The organism is Microcystis sp. M015S2 (assembly GCF_020245945.1).
GTDB lineage: Bacteria > Cyanobacteriota > Cyanobacteriia > Cyanobacteriales > Microcystaceae > Microcystis.
In genome coordinates this window covers 35,850-54,363 of sequence record NZ_JADBTX010000016.1, presented here as the reverse complement: position 1 = coordinate 54,363, position 18,514 = coordinate 35,850, and the positions used below count along the sequence as shown (strand labels likewise).

General features: G+C 44.4%; 15 protein-coding genes. 6 read left to right on the top strand and 9 right to left on the bottom strand.

Annotated features, from left to right (window positions below; translation table 11 throughout):
- The first annotated feature begins 30 nt into the window (after positions 1-30).
- A complete protein-coding gene (locus tag IM473_RS03015) occupies positions 31-3,093 on the top strand; it encodes a sll1366 family intein-prone helicase (RefSeq protein ID WP_287657208.1) in 3,063 nt (1,020 codons plus the stop codon).
- Here the strand turns inward: IM473_RS03015 and IM473_RS03010 are convergent.
- From IM473_RS03010 to IM473_RS03000, 3 genes are read right to left on the bottom strand one after another with little or no spacing between them, the layout of a single operon-like run.
- Positions 3,090-3,983, bottom strand: a complete 894-nt coding sequence (locus tag IM473_RS03010; RefSeq protein ID WP_287657207.1) for a DUF6515 family protein — start codon at positions 3,981-3,983, stop codon at positions 3,090-3,092. The two genes, IM473_RS03015 and IM473_RS03010, sit on opposite strands and share 4 nt — an antisense overlap.
- Before the next feature lie 21 nt (positions 3,984-4,004).
- On the bottom strand, positions 4,005-4,781 hold the full coding sequence (locus IM473_RS03005; protein ID WP_287657206.1) for a DUF2092 domain-containing protein: 777 nt from the start codon (positions 4,779-4,781) through the stop codon (positions 4,005-4,007).
- Between the two features lie 32 nt (positions 4,782-4,813).
- Positions 4,814-5,476, bottom strand: coding sequence for a potassium channel family protein (locus IM473_RS03000; protein ID WP_287657205.1), 663 nt, complete (start codon positions 5,474-5,476; stop codon positions 4,814-4,816).
- A 430-nt stretch (positions 5,477-5,906) separates the two neighbouring features.
- Between IM473_RS03000 and IM473_RS02995 the strand changes: the two genes are divergently transcribed.
- Together IM473_RS02995 and IM473_RS02990 are read left to right on the top strand one after the other, a co-directional pair.
- Positions 5,907-6,875, top strand: coding sequence for a helix-turn-helix domain-containing protein (locus IM473_RS02995; RefSeq protein WP_287657204.1), 969 nt, complete (start codon positions 5,907-5,909; stop codon positions 6,873-6,875).
- A gap of 301 nt (positions 6,876-7,176) precedes the next feature.
- A complete protein-coding gene (locus IM473_RS02990; protein WP_002800691.1) occupies positions 7,177-7,638 on the top strand; it encodes a hypothetical protein in 462 nt (153 codons plus the stop codon).
- 9 nt (positions 7,639-7,647) lie between these two features.
- Here IM473_RS02990 and IM473_RS02985 read toward each other — a convergent pair whose 3' ends face one another.
- Positions 7,648-7,815, bottom strand: a complete 168-nt coding sequence (locus IM473_RS02985) for a hypothetical protein (protein ID WP_287690346.1) — start codon at positions 7,813-7,815, stop codon at positions 7,648-7,650.
- Between the two features lie 544 nt (positions 7,816-8,359).
- On the opposite strand from IM473_RS02985, the gene IM473_RS02980 reads away from it, so the two are divergent.
- Both IM473_RS02980 and IM473_RS02975 read left to right on the top strand, forming a co-directional pair.
- Positions 8,360-8,839, top strand: a complete 480-nt coding sequence (locus IM473_RS02980) for an SRPBCC family protein (RefSeq protein WP_158201537.1) — start codon at positions 8,360-8,362, stop codon at positions 8,837-8,839.
- Positions 8,840-9,058: 219 nt separating this feature from the next.
- The gene (locus tag IM473_RS02975) at positions 9,059-10,711 is read left to right on the top strand and encodes an acetolactate synthase large subunit (RefSeq protein ID WP_287657202.1); all 1,653 of its coding nucleotides are present in this window, start codon (positions 9,059-9,061) and stop codon (positions 10,709-10,711) included.
- Positions 10,712-10,811: 100 nt separating this feature from the next.
- Here IM473_RS02975 and IM473_RS02970 read toward each other — a convergent pair whose 3' ends face one another.
- On the bottom strand, positions 10,812-12,059 hold the full coding sequence (locus IM473_RS02970) for a DUF4912 domain-containing protein (RefSeq protein WP_287657201.1): 1,248 nt from the start codon (positions 12,057-12,059) through the stop codon (positions 10,812-10,814).
- A gap of 452 nt (positions 12,060-12,511) precedes the next feature.
- Between IM473_RS02970 and IM473_RS02965 the strand changes: the two genes are divergently transcribed.
- The gene (locus IM473_RS02965) at positions 12,512-13,849 is read left to right on the top strand and encodes a histidine phosphatase family protein (RefSeq protein ID WP_287657200.1); all 1,338 of its coding nucleotides are present in this window, start codon (positions 12,512-12,514) and stop codon (positions 13,847-13,849) included.
- Positions 13,850-13,986: 137 nt separating this feature from the next.
- Here IM473_RS02965 and IM473_RS02960 read toward each other — a convergent pair whose 3' ends face one another.
- From IM473_RS02960 to IM473_RS02945, 4 genes are all read right to left on the bottom strand, one after another.
- Entirely contained in the window at positions 13,987-14,658 is a 672-nt protein-coding gene (locus IM473_RS02960; RefSeq protein WP_353738131.1) for a PEP-CTERM sorting domain-containing protein, read from the bottom strand.
- A gap of 344 nt (positions 14,659-15,002) precedes the next feature.
- Positions 15,003-16,511 carry a C-3',4' desaturase CrtD gene (crtD, locus tag IM473_RS02955; RefSeq protein ID WP_287657198.1) on the bottom strand — a complete coding sequence of 503 codons (1,509 nt, stop codon included), beginning with the start codon at positions 16,509-16,511 and terminating at the stop codon, positions 15,003-15,005.
- A 196-nt stretch (positions 16,512-16,707) separates the two neighbouring features.
- Positions 16,708-17,634, bottom strand: a complete 927-nt coding sequence (gene thrB, locus IM473_RS02950) for a homoserine kinase (protein ID WP_287657197.1) — start codon at positions 17,632-17,634, stop codon at positions 16,708-16,710.
- Positions 17,635-17,636: 2 nt separating this feature from the next.
- A complete protein-coding gene (locus IM473_RS02945) occupies positions 17,637-18,347 on the bottom strand; it encodes a superoxide dismutase (protein WP_287657196.1) in 711 nt (236 codons plus the stop codon).
- Positions 18,348-18,514 lie beyond the last annotated feature (167 nt).

Genomic DNA, 18,514 nt, shown 5'->3' with positions numbered 1-18,514 from the left:
AGTTTTTTAAAGGAATTTCCCTATTTCATAATGACTACTCTACACGGTAATTGGCTGATTGGTTCGCAGGATAGTGTTTTTTTTCTTTGGGGTGAACAGTGGCAAGGGAAGGAATTAAGTGAAACAAAGGAAAATCATCCTTTTTGTCTAGAATCTGGGGAATTAGCCCTATTTATCGAGAAATTTTCTCCTCAGCTTAACCAGTATTCTCCAGAATCAATCAAGCTCAGTCTCCCTAGTTATTCTCCCCCTAAGAAAAAATATTTTTTACCGCTGCTGTCTGGGCAAATTCTCGAACCCTCAACTAAATCCTTGTCTTGGCAACCATGGCAGATATCAGGATTAACTTTTTCTGCGGGGATGATAGTACAGTTATGGGAGAAATTGCCCCTAGCTAAGGCCGAATTTATCGGCAATGATCTACGATTTTGGCTGTATTTGCACCGTTGGAGTTTAGATTTATTAGCAAGAGGGAAATTTTTAGCGGGAATAAATCAGGGTGAAAGTTGCTGGTATCCCCTGTTAGATAGTACCATCGATCGCACTCGTTTAGCTAAGTTTATCCAAACCATCCCCCCGGTTTGTCTTGCTTATCAAGAAAATAGCGAACCCCAAACAATTATTCTCGATTGCTTAAAAAATATTGTCGATGCTCGTTTACGACAAAAAATAGATAGTACTGTTAATATTTCCCCCTCATTGATGGTAAAACCCTGGCTACAATCTTTAAGCGGTGATCATCATGACATTGCTTTGGAAGCCAAGAATTTACAGCGTCTAGAAAATGCTTATAATAACTGGGTTTTTCCTATCCAAGAAAGTTTAGTTAATGGCAATAATCGCCAATTAATCGAGAATCAATACCGTGTCTGTTTATCCTTACAACCTCCCAGTCTGGGAACAGCGTGGAAACTCACCTATTATTTACAAGCGTTAGATGATCCCGAATTTCTCATTAGTGCCAAGTTGATTTGGTTAGAGGGGAAAGAAAGTTATCATAGTTATCAAAGAGTTGTCAATAATCCCCAAGAAATTCTCTTAAAAGGATTGGGATTAGCATCGCGATTGTACGAACCGATTAGAATTAGTTTAGAGCAAAGACACCCAGAGGAATGTTCTCTTGATTCGATCGAAGTTTATCAGTTTATTCGCTCGATCGCTTGGCAATTGCAAGAGCAGGGATTAGGGGTAATTTTGCCAACGGGGTTAACTGCTGGTAGTAATGAACAAAGATTAGGAATTAAGATTGCTGCCAGTGTAACTCCCAAGAAAGGAGAAAGATTAAGTTTAACCAGTTTATTAAACTTTCAGCTTAAATTAGTGGTAGGGGAACAGGAAATATCGAAAAAAGATTTTGATAAGTTATTAGAGAAAAAATCGCCAGTGGTGGAAGTGGGGGGCAAATGGTTAATCCTACAACCTACGGATGTTAAAGCAGCTCAGGCAATTTTAAATAATACCATCGCTCCCCTTAATCTCTCGGTGGAGGATGCCCTGCGCTTGAGTTCAGGAGATAATAATCTAATTGCTAAACTGCCGGTAGTTAATTTCCAAGCGGAGGGAGCATTAAAGGAATTAATTGATAATTTAAATAACAATCAAGGGATTCAATTAATCAACCCACCGCGGGAATTTCGGGGAGAATTACGCCCCTATCAACTCAAGGGAGTTAGTTGGTTAGCTTTCCTAGAAAAGTGGGGTTTAGGTGCTTGTTTAGCGGATGATATGGGTTTAGGAAAAACCCCGCAATTAATCGCTTTTTTACTAGCATTAAAAGAAGACGATATGTTAGTTAACCCCGTGTTAGTAGTTGCTCCCACTTCTGTGGTTAATAACTGGGAACATGAGTTAAGAAAATTTGCTCCCACCCTGGCGGTTTTTGTGCATCATGGCGAAAAAAGATTAAAAGGTCAAGCTTTTGCTCAAGAGGTAAAAAATAAATCGGTTGTTATTACCAGTTATCCTTTAATCTATCGTGATCTGTCCAGTTTAGAAGCAGTACAATGGCAAGGTTTAGTTTTAGATGAAGCTCAAAATATTAAAAACTCTACGGCTAAACAATCCCAAGCAGTGCGAAAAATACCCGCAGGATTTCGGATTGCCTTAACGGGAACTCCCGTAGAAAATCGCCTGACGGAATTATGGTCAATTTTGGATTTTCTCAATCCCAATTTTTTAGGAACTCAATCCTTTTTTCAGCGTCGTTTTGCCCTTCCCATTGAAAAATACGGCGATCAAGAATCCCTGCATAATTTGCGTTCCCTCGTCCGTCCTTTTATTTTACGGAGATTAAAAACCGATAAAAATATTATTGAAGATTTACCAGAAAAACAGGAAATGAATATTTTTTGTGGTTTATCGAAAGAACAGGGACAACTTTATCAACAATTAGTCGAGACAACGCTCCAGAAAATTGAAGAAACTCAAGGAATTCAGAAACATGGATTAATTTTAACCTTGCTAATGCAACTAAAACAAATTTGTAATCATCCCGCCCATTTTTTGAAAGAAAATAGTTTAGAAACCAGTCAAAGATCGGGTAAATTATTACGCTTAGAAGCCATGGTAGAGGAAGTGATAGCAGAAGGCGATCGAGCTTTAATTTTTACACAATTTGCCGAGTGGGGAAAACTCCTACAAACCCATCTCCAGAAAAAATTAGCCGAGGAAATATTATTTCTCTCCGGTTCTACCAAAACAAAAGATCGGGTAGAAATGATCGAGCGCTTTCAAAATGATCCCCAAGGACCGAAGATTTTTATTCTCTCCCTGAAAGCAGGGGGAACAGGATTAAATCTAACCCGCGCTAATCACGTTTTTCATATCGATCGTTGGTGGAATCCAGCAGTAGAAAACCAGGCCACCGATCGCGCTTTTCGCATCGGACAAAAACGCAATGTTCAGGTGCATAAATTCATCTGTACGGGAACCCTAGAGGAACGCATTAATGAGATGATCGAAAGCAAGAAACAATTAGCGGAACAAACCGTAGATGCTGGGGAAAATTGGTTAACAGAATTAGATACCGATCGCCTGCGAGATTTATTATTATTAGATCGATCGGCAATTATTGATGAAGAAGAAACCGATTAGAAGCGAACCACCTGATAAACCGTGGAACCATTCTCAAACAGGGGCTGATAGTAGATACCGCTACAATTGTAATAAAGCGTATTGTCAGCCGTAATTGTAGTGCAGCCGTCTGGGATATAGGTGACAATTGCGCCGATTGGCGGGGCCACCACCGTGTAGGAACTACCGTTAGGTTGAAGATAGATGCCGTCCGAGTAAATGTAGGAAGTAGAACCCACATAGACGGTATTGTAGTAGGGGGGGAGAGTGGCGATCGCTGAACCGATGACTAGGCCAGTGGTCAACCCCACCCAACCCCAACCCGGGGGGACGTAATAACCGCCACCGTACCAACCGCCACCACGCCAGTAACCGTTGCGATTATCGTCAATAAAGTTCTGACGGTTCTGTTGGCGATCACCAACCTGCTGCTGCCGTTCACCCTGTCTTTCCGTGCGTTCCCCTTGACGGATATCGGTTCTTTCAGTACGTTCGTTCTGTCTTTCCCCCTGTCTTTCCGTGCGTTCCCCTTGACGGTTTTGTTGACTGGTTTGCCGTTCACCCTGTCTTTCCGTGCGTTCCCCTTGACGGTTTTGTTGACTGGTTTGCCGTTCACCCTGTCTTGCGCTGCGTTCCCCTTGACGGTTTTGTTGATTAGTTTGCCGTTCTCCCTGTCTTCCAGAAAAATCTCTAGAGGGTTGGGAACGATTACTAAAATTCCCTCGGTTTTGCAGATCACTACTGCGGTTAACCCGTGGGGAAGCTCCACCACCGCCACGACTACCACCGCCACCGCCACGACTACCGCCGCCACCGCCACCGCGAGCGTCCACATAATCCGTGATCAGTAAACTTGTACCCAAAAGGAGGGCGGCAAGAACACATAAGTTTTGACATAAAGATCTTTTCATGGCCCGGACTCCTTGATTTTTTTATGGCTGGGATTGATTATTCCTAGGGGGTAGAAGTTCGATCCCGATCGACTCTGATCCCGGTTGGAAAGTGAAAGTATCGGCGGTTATACTGGGATTAAAATTCCAGTCGGATAATATTGCCGTGTACTGGGGTGAACCGGGTAGAGTTTTATAGGTGATAATCGCTTTCCTCAGTAGGGGGGTGGCATCTTGCGTGACCCAGATTTGATAATCGCGATCGCTACCAATCAGCAGCAGGTGATACATCGGTTCGCGGTTGACCATGTCGTTGCCGATAAAAATAATTTGCTTGACATCGGCCATTAGCTCTGCACAGGGATCGTTCGCTGCCAGATTTGACATGGGAATGCTGATCCCGTACCTTTGCTCTACTTGGTCTAAGGCTTCATCTAGAGTATTTGGTGCTGGTTTCGTGACGTATAGATCCCGTTCCAGATCCGCAAGGGTGAAGGTTTTACCATCGTAAAAAAAGCGGGTAACTCGTTCATCCCCAGTGTAGTCCGAGCGCAGGCGATCGGGTTTCTCTACCCAGATGTTTTGATAGGCACTGTACTGAACTTTTGCCCCAGAGTCGAGTACATCGTCATAGGTGACATCCATATTGACGGTGAACGCTCGCTGTTTGATTAAATTAGCACAGAGTTGCTCGATCACCTGTTCCGCCGTTTTTGGGCGGATTTCCTGGGATAGAGTCGGTATTTCCGCCAAGACTCCTGCGGCAGTGACCCAAGGCAAAAGTAAAGAAAGAATCGGCATAAAGCGACGCATAATCATCTAATATTCTCCAAGGCGCTGGATTGTTTTGGTTAACGACCATTGTGTAAACTGACTAAACGAGCGATAAAAACGGCGGGATAGAGAACTCCAGTCATTCCTTCTAAATTGGCTAGAACTCTAGCGACTTTACTGGTAGGAACTATATCACCGTAGCCAACCGTAGCTAGGGTAGTAAAGCTGAAATGAATTATATCCGCCTGGTTGACGGTTTTAGCGGCGGAGCTAAAGGAATCGGGTTCGAAAATCTGGACGATACTATAACCGGATGCCCAGAAAAATCCTAGGAGAAAATAGACACAAATTCCACCTTTGATGATATCGGATGTTACCTGTTCGGCGAGAATTAATTCTCGTAAAATCGAGTACACGCATAAACTAATAAAAGCTAGAGAAATTAATGTACTAAACAGATCGAACCAACCGGTTAAATCGCTATAAATAGGGATAATCCTGCCGAATACTCTCAGGATAAGTGCAATTACAAACAGACTGATATTACATCTTAAAGCCAATTTACTGCGATCGATCTGATAGACGGCGATGATCAGGGAGAGGGAGAAGAAAAAGAAAATCAGCAAATCTCCCAGGGGTAGATATACTAAAAATGGGTAAATAATGTAGAGCAAGACTAGATTTGCCAGCAGCCGATTGTATTTATTTTCTGTTGCCCGCATCAATTGACGGAATTTCATAGCAGCGAACCTTTAATTGGTAATATTTCCTCCTGCTAATTAATTTTAAGGGTATTTATCTCCTATCTTCTTTCTAAATTTTCTTGCTTGAATAAACAGCGAGTTTCTATCTATTAGCCTCTAGAAGACTATTATAGACGCTTGCTAAGAGCGATCGCTATCAAAAAATGGCAAACTTAGACTTATAGATAGAACTTTTCGGTAATTTTTTTATTAAGAATTGACCATAAATTTTAAAAAATATTGCGGATAACGAGAAACCCCTATTTCTTTCAATCAAGGAAAAAAGTCAGAGTCTGACGTTATTAACCCATAAAAGCCAAAAAACTCTACAATTAAGATTAGTGAGGTATCCTGCATATTTACAAGAGAATAACTCTTAATAATACTTAATAATTTTTAATAATTTCGCTATCCCAAATCAGACAAAATGAATATCAATTTACAGCCCCTGATCGAGACGATTACTTTTCACGATATCGATGAACTAGGGTCGCGGATGAGAGCTTTTCGTTGGGACATGGTTCATCGACCGATCGAGGCGGGAACTTTCGAGGGGGAACTGTTCGTAGCTCAAGTCGGGGGCATACAATTCGCCCGACCGATTTACAATCGAGGAATTCGTTCTCAAGGGGATTCTCCTCCCGGGACAATCACCGTCGGGATACCCTTGTCTACACCCCGAGTCTTCAAGTGGCACGGGTATTCTTTATCGTCGAATTCCGCTCTCTTGCAGAAAAGTTCCAGGGGGATCGATATGCTTCGATCGGGAAACTTGCCCCTCGCTCTGGTTACTATCGATAACGATTCTCTGTTTTCCCAGGCCGAACAAACCGATCGGCTCGGGGTAGCATCTTTAATTACGGATTCAACCCTGGCAATTCAACCAGAGCCGACTGTCCTGAGACGATTCCGCTCTCATTTAAGATATATTTTTGAGCTTTTCTGTAGACAACCCCAGACAATTCTAGAGCCAGCTATGCAATCGCTGATCCGAGAGGATTTTATCTCTCTGGTTCTAGATGTACTCGATTCCCATCAAAACGATCCGCCGCTGCGCCCTTCAATACGACATCCCTACATTAAGCGAGCAGAGGAGATCTTACTGGACAATCTCGATCGCCCCCTCTCGATCCTCGATCTCTGCCAAGAACTGCACATCAGTGAACGTACCCTCCGTTACGGTTTTCAGGAATGTTTTGGCCTGGGACCGGCGACTTATCTCAAAATTCAACGTCTTAACGGGGTACGACGACAACTAAAAGCGTCTGCGGGTCAAGGAATTACCGTTAGTGCGATCGCCCTACAGTGGGGATTCTGGCACATGGGTCAATTTGCCAAAGATTATAAGAAAATGTTCGGTGAGTGTCCGTCGGCAACTTTGCGAGATAATTCTTAACAAAATAAAAGTTAGATTTGCAGAATTTTGATAGTTTCTCCGAGCCTGCCAACGTTAAATATTAGTAGTAAACGAGGAGCAATTCTCTGAAAATCTCACGGGTTGACGCACAGAAATTAACCCCAGAAGAAACAGGAGAACTCGCTCCACTGCGAGCGATAATGACCAAGTACCGCGCCAAGAATTAGAATTAGTGAGAACTTTGGTCACGGAAAAAGTCAAGGCGGGACAATTAAGGCTTAATTATCTTTAATCGTCCCCGAAGAGCCAATTTTAGAAAACCTTAACGGGAAAAACTATCATGTTGACAAAAACTTTCAGCCTTCTCTGTGTCGGTTTAATCCTCGGACTGACCTCGATAGGGGTTGTTGCCGCTACTAAAGATCAGGCTACAGAACTTCCGAAAAACTGTCAGTACCTCAAGGAAGTAGCCACTAATCAGACCCATATCCGCAAACAGATCGATGCCATAGGAAAGAATAACTTTAACACCGATTTCGCCGTTCCCTCCGGGGTGAAATTTGCCTCTTTTAAAGGGGTCATGGTTCCCGAAAACGATGGCAAATACGGAGTAACGATCAATCTCAAGTATCCCGATAATTCGGTTAATAGTGCCTTCCAGAAAAATGTCGAAATGAAACGGGGTGAAACCTATTCTTTACCCTTCCAATCACCCACGGGTAGACAGCCCTATCAGATTAATTTTAATATTAACGGGATGAATAATAACGCCTACACAATCGCAGTAATGGCCTGTAAATAGCGAGCGCTTTTATTGATAACCCTCTGGAGAGACGATGAAAAATGCGATCGCTCGCTGACGGGAAAGTTTTCCGCCAGGGCTAAAGGTCGAGGTAGCTTTTGAGACGACTACTTTCGTCGATATAGTGATCGCTGATGTCAAGGATAACACCACCGAGGCGATCCTCCACGCCATCATCGGTAGAGGCGGCTAGGTCCGGTTTCTGACCGATTATGATGACTTCTCTGTCGGGAATTGTTGGTTACATACCAAATTAAATAGAGAAAAAGGCAAATGATCTAGAATGAAGAGGTCGTATATGATTGAAAAATCATGGCAGCAGTAACCTCAACAGTAGTCAAAGAAAGCTTGGAAGTCAAATTAGATGAATTGTTTAAGAATTTAACACCCCCAGAGGGTTGCTTCTCTGACAGGATTTCCCTTCATCCTTGATGCTCTATCTGCACTGAATACAATTTAATTTGCTAAAAGACCCATACTTTTTCTGGTAACACGACCCGCCGAAGCTCGGTTATCGCGTAAGCAATAGTGGTCGAGATCTGTTTGTTGTGGCTCAGTTTTTGAGAATTGTCTATATACAAAGTCAGCCTTTATCCGATCGCACTTAAGCGAGGGACTTCTGCTGACACTAAGTTAAAATTATAAAAAGCTCACACTCCCGGAAAGCCATTTATTTTCTAGAATAGAAGATTCCCTGGATTATTTTTGCGGGAGGCAATCGGTGATTCTCAATTTTTCCCTAAGGATTGTAGCGGCCAAAGGCAGACTATTCTGTAAGTTTTCACTCTACAAAACCTATCGGGTGGTCAGTAGCGCCCCCGTCGATGTCCTCTGGCAAAAATTAATCAATGTGGCCGATGTCTCTTGGCATCCTTTGATCGCCAAGGCTGATGTTCCCTTGGGTTTAATCGCTAAACCGGGGTTAATCTATCAAGCTGTCACCCGTCTGACTCCCATTCCTATCCGGGTTTTCGTGGAAAATGTCCGCCCCGGGGAACTCCTCAGCCTCAGAGTTCTCGCTATCCCCGGCATGGAACAAAAAATGACCTACCAAGTGGAATCAACCCTCTGTGGTACTTATATTTCCTATTCTGTCACCCTGCGCGGTTGGCTGTCCCCCTTTATCTGGTGGTTAAGTCGTCCCTATTTAGCCAAAGTCGCCGCCCAACTAGCCCACGCCGCCGAAGAATTAACGGTCTAAAAAAAATTCCCCTCCATTGTGCTAATAAATAATCTGCCAAGGGTCAAGATCTAAGTCACAATGGTATATGGATAGACTTAAACAAAATTTTAGTCAGCTACATTGGTACATATAGTCTACTGATATCATCCCGACGAGTTGAGCGCAACAACCTCAATCCGCCGGGATGAACTATCTCTAGAGACTTTACTGATGAAGTAAGCTCTACAGGAGGGAACTATGGGGGAATTAAACACAGCCGAACTTCTAGTTAAATGTCTAGAGAATGAAGGGGTCGAGTATATTTTTGGGCTACCCGGGGAAGAAAACCTCGATGTTTTGGAAGCCCTGAAAAACTCCTCGATCAAATTTATCACCACCCGTCACGAACAGGGCGCGGCTTTTATGGCCGATGTCTACGGACGCTTGACGGGAAAAGCGGGGGTTTGTCTCTCCACCTTAGGACCGGGGGCGACTAACCTGATGACAGGGGTAGCCGATGCTAACTTGGATGGGGCGCCCTTAGTGGCCATCACCGGCCAGGTGGGAACCGATCGGATGCACATTGAATCCCATCAATACCTGGATCTGGTGGCCATGTTCGCCCCAGTGACGAAATGGAATAAACAGATCGTGCGGCCAGGTATCACCCCAGAAGTGGTACGGAGAGCCTTTAAAACCGCCCAAAGTGAGAAACCGGGGGCAGTTCATATCGATCTTCCTGAAAATATCGCCGCTATGCCTGCCGATGGTAGTCCTTTGCCCCTCGACAGTCAGGAAAAAGTTTACGCTTCCTATCGGACTTTGAATATGGCGGCGGCAGTGATTTCTAAAGCCAAAAATCCCTTGATTTTGGCGGGAAATGGGGCAATTCGCGCTAATGCTAGTGAGGCTTTAACGGAATTCGCCACGGCCTTGAATATCCCTGTGGCTAACACTTTTATGGGTAAGGGGGTGATTCCCTATACCCATCCTCTGGCTCTTTGGGCGGTAGGATTACAGCAACGGGATTTGATTAGTTGTGCCTTCGATCGCAGTGATTTAATTATTGCTGTTGGTTACGATTTAATCGAGTATTCGCCGAAAAAATGGAATCCAGAGGGGAAATTACCGATTATTCACATCGGCATGACTCCGGCGGAAATTGACAGCAGTTATGCCCCGGTGGTGGAAGTGGTGGGTGATATCACCGATTCTCTCATCGATATCCTCAAACGGGCCGATCGCCAGAATAAACCAACTCCTGTCACCGCGGGATTAAAGACGGAAATTCGGGCTGATTACGAAACCTATGCCAATGATACGGGTTTTCCGATCAAGCCACAAAAATTGATCTACGATCTGCGTCAGGTGATGGGACCGGAAGATATCGCTATTTGTGACGTGGGCGCTCATAAAATGTGGATGGCGCGCCAGTATCACTCCGATTGTCCCAATACTTGCATTATTTCTAACGGTTTCGCCGCTATGGGTATTGCTATCCCTGGTGCGATCGCCGCTAAGTTAGTTTATCCCAATAAGCGCATTGTGGCGGTGACGGGGGACGGCGGTTTTATGATGAATTGTCAGGAGTTGGAGACAGCTTTGCGGGTGGGAACTCCCTTCGTCACTCTCATTTTTAATGATGGCGGTTACGGTTTAATCGAATGGAAGCAGTTAAACTATTTTGGGACATCTTCTTTTATTAAGTTTGGTAATCCCGATTTTGTTAAATTTGCTGAAAGTATGGGATTAAAAGGCTATCGGGTGGAATCTACTCAGGATTTGATCCCGACACTAGAGGAGGCTTTCCGGCAAGATGTCCCTACGGTGATCGATGTTCCCGTCGATTACGGTGAAAATCTGCGTCTTTCCCAAAAATCGGGCGATTTAAGCTGTCAGATTTGGGAATAGAAGTTGATAGCGGCAAGCAACCCCCAAAAAAAATCCCCTAACTAAATCTCAGTTAGGGGGAAGTAATTAGGTTGGCTTTGGTAACGTTAGAAAACCCAATCTAGAACAACCATTCTAGAACCGCCTCATCTTTAGTGTTGGTATTGCGAGAGGGGGTTTCCCGGGTAAATTTCATGTGGATAGAACGATTTTGTTCACCATCGGCGGCCACGGCCATAATCGGATAATCGATTAAACCATCTTGGAAGGACATCTGATAGCGGAAAGTGCCATCGGGATTGAGTTTAATCGGACGACCACCGATAGTTACGGTGGCATCTGGTTCGGTGGCACCATAGACGATTAATTCTGCATCGGCAACTAACCAGAATTTGCGCGGACGTTGTAGGGTTTCCGAAGCACCCATACCGATACCAGAAGCAGTCATCCCGATACCGGAAGCGGTTAGTCCCGATACCGTGGGAACTGCCCACATACCAACTCCAGAGGGGAATACATAAGAACTGATCACTTCCGACATCGGTACGGAACCAGCGACGTGCTGCATGGAACCAAACAAGGAACCGGCCACCCGTAGGGCCTCGATGTCGCCGACACTCTCGAAAATTTGGTCGTAGATGGGGCTAGTTCCCGTGGTTCCGGCGCTGCTGCCGTAGCGTTTGCTGGGGGGAACGAGTTCGTAAACAGTTTTGCCCACCAGTTCTTCTTCCCAGTTAACGGTGACAAAAACATCTTCAATCCAGTCGGAAGGATAGACGGGAGGAATCCGCACTAAAGGAGAACGGGCCAAAACTAACCAACGACCATCAGCACAACGATAACCGATATCGATAACATAATCTCGATCGCTGACCGGGATCGGTAAATACCATTCCCGGGCCAATTCATCACAGAGATATTCTTGGACACTGTGGGCGCCTTGGCTATTGAGATCGATATCGGTGACATCATAAAGACGCAGGGCTAACTGTTGTCCCCCTTGACGACGTAGATCTTCTTTCGATTCGTTGGGGATATCCCAGTAAGCATAGGCCCACTGAGGATCGCGAGGTAGGAGGGTAATGCGATTTTCACCGTAGCCACCGGGCAGATCTCCTAAACCATCATCCACTGAACCTAGGATATCTTCGATCGGGTTAGCTTGACCTAATTCAAATTTTGCTGCTTCCACTGGTTTTTCCTCTTTAATAGTAGATTTAAAATTGCCGCTTACTCCCATAGCTTGGGTAATTGCCTCGATTAATTGCGTTTTCCGCATCCGACTGTAACGAGAGATGCTGTATTGACTGGCAACTCGTCGTAGTTGCCGCAAGGTCATCTCATCTAAGGGGGGGTATTCTGGGACCATGAGTTGACACTCTCCGATTAGTTACGACGGCAAATGTTTTTGAGCATTTGCAAAAGCAGTTATCTGGGTAATCCTTCTAACTACTCATCGATTGCTGTGTGAACGAGAGATCCACTCGATGGGGATCAAGGGGATCGCTTGTTATAAATACCTATTAAACAGTAAGATTCCGATTTTGACCAAGTACTTTGTCATGATTTCTTGATAAAACCGCCAAACCCTTGATCCCCAAGAGATTTTCATGTCAGGAAGTTTTGATACGCTGTGCTGCCTTGAAACTGCATAAGGAAATTTTAGTACAAATGATCGATGCTACCCACTGTTTACTTAACAGTCTCCACTGATTACTGATCACTGATTACTGATTACTGATCACTGATCACTGATTTGTACTCCGATCCCGATCGCCTGTAATCTGATATTGAGACTTTTAGTTAAGGAGACTGAACCGCTTGGCTACCCGTGTGATTATTGTTCGTCATGGACAAAGCAGTTATAATGCAGAACAGAAAATACAAGGTCGCAGTGATGGCTCGGTTTTGACGGAAAAAGGCCATCTGGACGCGGAAAAAGTAGGAAATGCCCTCAGTCAAATCGATATCGCCGCTTTTTACTGTAGTCCTCTCCAAAGAGCCAAATCTACTGCTGAGGTGATTCAGTCTCGTTTAAATAACTCTCCCGTCATTCAACCCACTCCGCAGTTACTAGAAATCGATCTGCCTATCTGGGAAAATATGGTCAAAGAGGAGGTAAAAGCTCAATACCCCCAAGAATATCGGGATTGGCAGCAAAAACCTCACGAATTTAAGATGATACTGCCCGATGGTCAAGAACATTATCCCGTTCTCTCCCTATATCAACAAGCGCAGGATTTTTGGCGAGAAATTATTCCCCAACACGAGGGCCAAACTATCCTCATTGTTGCCCATAACGGCATTAATCGCTGTTTAATCCTCAGTGCCATCGGTATTCCGGTTTCCTTATACCATTCCCTGCAACAATCTAACTGTTGTGTTAATGTTCTCAATTTTACGCGTAATTTTGGTGATCCTGTTCAGGTGGAATCCCTCAATCAAACGGCACACCTAGGGATAGCTTTACCCCCACCACGTCCTCCTTTCCAAGGTTCTAGGCTGCTGCTGGTGCGTCACGGAGAAACCCAATGGAATCGGGATAAACGTTTTCAAGGTGTGCGCGATATTCCCCTCAATGATAATGGCAAAGCTCAAGCTGAGAAAGCCGCCGAATTTCTGCGAGAAACGGCGATCGATCACGCTGTCACCAGTCCTTTGTCCCGTCCCAAGGAAACTGCCCAAATTATCCTGCAATATCACCCCAATGTCACCTTAGATACCCAAGTGGATCTGACAGAAATCTGTCACGGACTTTGGGAAGGTAAATTAGAGGAGGAAATTGAAGCGAGTTTCCCCGGGATGTTAGAAGACTGGAAAAATGCCCCAGAAACCGTGCAAATGCCGGAAGGGGAGAATTTACAGGAAGTTTGGGATCGAGCGATCGCTTGTTGGCGGCAAATCGTTAAAACCTATAGTAATAGCGATAGTCCTAAGACAATTATGGTAGTGGCCCACGATGCCATTAATAAGGTGATTCTTTGTTATTTATTGGGTTTAAAACCCGCCAATTTCTGGAATATTAAACAGGGAAATGGCGCGGTTAGTGTTATCGATTATCCCAAAGGAGTTGACTCTCAGCCGGTCCTGCAAGCAATTAATATTACCTCTCATCTAGGAGCGGGAATACTCGATCGCACGGCAGCTGGCGCTTTATAACAGTGATCAGTGATCAGTTAACAGATTTGAGTTTTAAGTGAGCAGTATGTGGTAAGTGTGCAGTATTAAATAGCAGTTTCTTGCCATCTTTTCAGTGATCAGTGATCACTGATCACTGATCACTGATTATCAGCCAGTCAGCTGCCCTTGGCTTTCTTAATTAACAACAGACTACCCCCAAGTATGGCGAAAGCAACAACCGCATTGGGTTCAGGAACTTTGGTGGCAAAGGAAGCATTGTCAATACTAAAACTATCGACACCTGTTGTATTATTGGCAAAGATAACAGAACTAAATTCTGCTGTCCCGATAATACCAAGAAACCCATTCTCTCCACCAATTGTCGGATTGATAGAAATAGTTTGGTCTCCTGTGCCATCAAAATTGCCAGTAACAGTTAACACATCAACGCGGAAAAAGTCAGCACCAAAAGCCAACACGGTAGCAGGAAACTGCCAGGTTATGGTATCAGAAGCACCCGGAAGTGTACCGGAAGCATTATCGTAAACACCAGAATTGACACTGTTGTTATTAAACGGAGGATTAGGCAGTATGGGAGGAGCGGAATTAGTGGAAACAATCCCTGAATCTAGGGTAATTGACTGTGCCGAAGAAATAGTATTGCTAAAGGTATCGGTGGTAATCTTGTACGAGGGGTTAGTGGCGAGTGCCGCTTCCCAGGCAGTCCGATTTGTATAAATGGTATAAGCACTCACAGAAGACACGCCACCCAGCAGTAGAGTTGCTGTCCCTGTGGCGAAAGCTAAAGAATTAAGGGCATTGAGCTTCACTAGGTTATTTCCTCTCATTAAAGGTGAATAAAAGCCAGAGTATCAGAGCAGGTACGAAAAATCCTCTCATCTTTGTACAGAATAATTACAAACCACTTTCCACACTTCTTAACATTCAATTGATAATTTTTACTAACATATTGCTTACAACCCTTTGCCAGTAAAGATTGTAGCTACAAGGATCGATTTTCATCAAGGTGAAGAATTGTAATTTGTTTTCTCAGAAAAAATCAATTATTGAAAATGTTCTCAATAGTAGTTTCTACAATGAAGCTTTTTCGTCAAAACATCTTGGGGAATGTAAAAATATATAAAGGTATATGAAGATGTGCGGAATGTCGGATTTAATTCCACCCACCCACTTAACTAGAAGCTAATAATTGATTCTCAATCTGTCTAACTACCGTTAGCGCCGAATAGCTGACTCCGGCAGTACCTTCTCCCGGATGGGTGGAATCTCCTACTAACCAAAGATGGGGGATCGGAGTGCGCGTCGCTACGCCAAAAGGGCCAAAAGTGGACAGTCTTTGACCAATACCGCCGACAATGCCCTGATTTCGCCCCGTAAACCGTTCAAAAGTGCGAGGAGTAGCTGATTCGATGTGAACGATGTGATCAGGACTGAGATGGAAATAATTACCGAGACGCTCGATCGCCTCTTGGGTGTATGCTGCTTTTAATTGCTGATAATTATCTTCTCCTTTTCGCCACCAAAGACTGGTATCGGTGAAGGAAGAAGCAATAATCGTCGCTTTTCCCACTGGAGCGCGGCCATCCCCTTCTTTACTCACGGAAACAAACAAAGAGTTATTTTCGCCGATTATGCCATCGTCATCGTAGAGGAATTGCAAATGGGGGGGACAATCGGGGGGAATAGCAGCGCGATCAACTCCTAAGTAAACCACAAAAGCACCGGATGCGGGGGGAAGTTTTTCGATTCTCCGGTGATAAAGACTGGGAATGGCTTCGCGATCGATTAATTGTGGTAAATTTTGGATCGGGATATTAGCGACAATCTCATCGGCCATTTCTGGATGTATTTGACCATTTTTTTGATTTCTGACGATAATTCCCGTGGCTTTTCCTTTTTCTGTCAGTATTTTTTCCACTGTGTGGCGCATTTGCAATTTACCGCCGTATTTTTCCAAAGCTGCTACTAGGCGATCGCTTAATACTTGCATACTACCCTGAAGGTGGGATAAACCTTGGGGAGACTGAGAAACTGCTAAAGCGGTGGCGGCATAAAGTAAAGCAGTTTCATCGGCAGTAACTTGGGAATAAAGCTTTAACTGGAGATCAAGAAAGGTTTTTAGGCGTTTATCCCTCTCTAAGCCGTATAATCGCAGAGCATCTCCCACAGTCATCAAAGTAAAGGGGAAGGTAATGGCAGTATCTAAACGCAAAGCGGCGATTAATTGCCCTAAATCCCACCAGTTGCGCGGGGGTAAAACTGGATCGCGACTTTGAAAACGCCAACTTGCTTGAAAAAGTTTTTGTAATAATTGCCAAAAAGGTTCGCTGCCCGGAAATTGTTTTTGTCTTTCCTCTTGCCACTTTTGCCGATCGCGCCAGACGTTAATCGGAGTGGTTTCCCCCGGCAGAAAAACGGCACAGGCGGGATCGCAGGGGACAGAATCGGGTAAATCTATCCCTAATTCAGCAAAAATGCGCTGATGAATGCCCCCTACTTCTAATCCTGCCACTTGAGTTGCCCCCACATCAAAAGTAAAACCCCGACGGGAAAAAGTCGAGGCACAACCCCCAGGGACAAGCGCCTGATCATATACTGTGACTTGATAACCTCGACGCGCCAATAATGCCGCCGCCGTTAGTCCGCCAATCCCTGCACCAATAACGGTAATTCGCGTCATTTTCTTAATAATTATTTATATTTATTTTTATACTAACGCTTTTGGCAGTGAGGAGTCAGTGATCAGTTATCAGTTATCAGTGATCAGTTCACTGTTTACTGATCACTGAAAAGCTCCCCACTTCCCCACCTCCCCAATTCATAATTCATAATTCATAATTCATAATTCCCCCACTTCATAATTCATAATTCATAATTTATAATTCATAACAGTTTACCCGCGCCCCTAGGGTATCTAAAGCCAAAATTTTCACCTCAGAGTTAATCCCCACTTCCTCCCAAGCATTGGTCATCTCTGTGGCTATTTTTTGGGCATTGTCGGGGTTAGTTAAAGCCAATAGGCTCGGACCTGCGCCACTAATTACCATCCCGTAAGCACCCGCGTTAATGGCGGCTTTTTTCACCTTTTCGTAACCCGGGATCAAAGATTGCCGATAGGGTTGATGCAGTTTATCCTCTAGGGCAATTCTCAGCCAATCGCCGTTACCCGTCTCCAATCCCCGCAATAATAAACCCAAGCGGGAAATATTGAAAATTGCCTCCTGACGGCTAATTTTTTCCGGTAAAACCGCCCTAGCTTTTTCCGTAGCCAGTTCAAAATCGGGAATCGCCAAGACGGGAATGAGATTTTTTTGCCAAAATACTTGACAAATAGCCCAATTTGTGCTGTCCCCTGCCGATAGCTGACAGTTGCCCCGCAAAGCTGGCACCACATTATCTGGATGACCCTCCAATGCGATCGCTAATGCTTCGATTTCCCCCATAGATAAAGGATTTCCGGCGCATTGATTAGCGGCCACTAACCCACCGATAATAGCAGTGGCAGAACTACCTAAACCTCTAGCCAGAGGAACCCCTAAACCGATCTCGATGGCGATAGGGGGCGGATTCTGTCCTATTTTTTGATAAACTTGCAAAAAAGAAGTGTAGATTAAATTATCAGCCCCTTGGCTAACTTTAGCTGATTCATTTCCCTTGACACTAATGCTGACAGGGTTAGCTGTTGTTGCCGGCAGCAGGGTAAAAGTAAACTGATTATATAAAGTTAAGGCCGCTCCGAGACAATCGAAGCCGGGCCCAATATTAGCAGTGGTAGCGGGAACTGTTACCGTAAAAGTTGTCATGGTTAAGCTTTTGCCTGAAGATAGCGGCGATTTACCTCCTCCCAGTTAACCACATTCCACCACTGTTTTAAATACTCAGCCCGTTGATTACGATATTTTAAGTAATAGGCGTGTTCCCAGACATCATTGCCCATAATTGGCTGTAATCCCATCATTAGGGGGCTATCTTGGTTAGCAGTGCTGATAATTTCCAGTTGTCCTGACTGATTTAAAACCAACCATGTCCAACCACTACCAAAAAGTTTAGTACCTGCTTGGTTGAAAGCGTTTTTAAATTCCTCGAAACTGCCAAATTTAGCGATTATTGCCGCTCCTATTTCTCCTTTTGGTTCGCCACCGCCATCGGGGGACATAATCTGCCAAAACATCGTATGATTAAGATCGCCGCCGCCATTATTGCGGACAGTGGTGCGAATATCGGCGGGTAAAGAGTCAAGATTTTTAATTAATTCTACTACTGTTTTTTTCTGCAATTCTGGATATTTTGCCACTGCCAGATTGAGATTATTAACGTAGGCTGCATGGTGTTTATCGTGATGAAATTGCATCGTTTCCTTATCAATATAAGGTTCTAGGGCATCATAGCTATAGGGGAGGGCAATAAGACTATAAGGACTGGTAGCGGCAAAAGCGGCAGAGTTAAAACCAGCAAGAGTGGCTGTGCCAAGGGTAGCACCTAAAAGATAAAGAAATTGACGGCGATCAAGAGACATATTCTCAGAGCAGATGTTCTGATTATCAATTATCCTATCGATCGGTACTTCGGGAAAGAAAAGTTTTTATCGACGGACTCCTAAACGCAATCGGCTGCATCCCTATATTACATTTTCGGTGTCAGCAGTTCGATAAACTCACTGACCACGTTGCGCCCCCACATTAC

What these genes read in the sequence shown, in the direction of transcription:
- IM473_RS03010 (WP_287657207.1), bottom strand. Translation starts at nt 3,983, where the DNA reads ATGAAAAGATCTTTATGTCAAAACTTATGTGTTCTTGCCGCCCTCCTT.
- IM473_RS02995 (WP_287657204.1), top strand. Translation starts at nt 5,907, where the DNA reads ATGAATATCAATTTACAGCCCCTGATCGAGACGATTACTTTTCACGAT.
- IM473_RS03000 (WP_287657205.1), bottom strand. Translation starts at nt 5,476, where the DNA reads ATGAAATTCCGTCAATTGATGCGGGCAACAGAAAATAAATACAATCGG.
- IM473_RS02985 (WP_287690346.1), bottom strand. Translation starts at nt 7,815, where the DNA reads ATGATGGCGTGGAGGATCGCCTCGGTGGTGTTATCCTTGACATCAGCG.
- IM473_RS02960 (WP_353738131.1), bottom strand. Translation starts at nt 14,658, where the DNA reads ATGAGAGGAAATAACCTAGTGAAGCTCAATGCCCTTAATTCTTTAGCT.
- thrB (WP_287657197.1), bottom strand. Translation starts at nt 17,634, where the DNA reads ATGACAACTTTTACGGTAACAGTTCCCGCTACCACTGCTAATATTGGG.
- crtD (WP_287657198.1), bottom strand. Translation starts at nt 16,511, where the DNA reads ATGACGCGAATTACCGTTATTGGTGCAGGGATTGGCGGACTAACGGCG.
- IM473_RS02945 (WP_287657196.1), bottom strand. Translation starts at nt 18,347, where the DNA reads ATGTCTCTTGATCGCCGTCAATTTCTTTATCTTTTAGGTGCTACCCTT.
- IM473_RS02990 (WP_002800691.1), top strand. Translation starts at nt 7,177, where the DNA reads ATGTTGACAAAAACTTTCAGCCTTCTCTGTGTCGGTTTAATCCTCGGA.
- IM473_RS02975 (WP_287657202.1), top strand. Translation starts at nt 9,059, where the DNA reads ATGGGGGAATTAAACACAGCCGAACTTCTAGTTAAATGTCTAGAGAAT.
- IM473_RS03015 (WP_287657208.1), top strand. Translation starts at nt 31, where the DNA reads ATGACTACTCTACACGGTAATTGGCTGATTGGTTCGCAGGATAGTGTT.
- IM473_RS02970 (WP_287657201.1), bottom strand. Translation starts at nt 12,059, where the DNA reads ATGGTCCCAGAATACCCCCCCTTAGATGAGATGACCTTGCGGCAACTA.
- IM473_RS03005 (WP_287657206.1), bottom strand. Translation starts at nt 4,781, where the DNA reads ATGATTATGCGTCGCTTTATGCCGATTCTTTCTTTACTTTTGCCTTGG.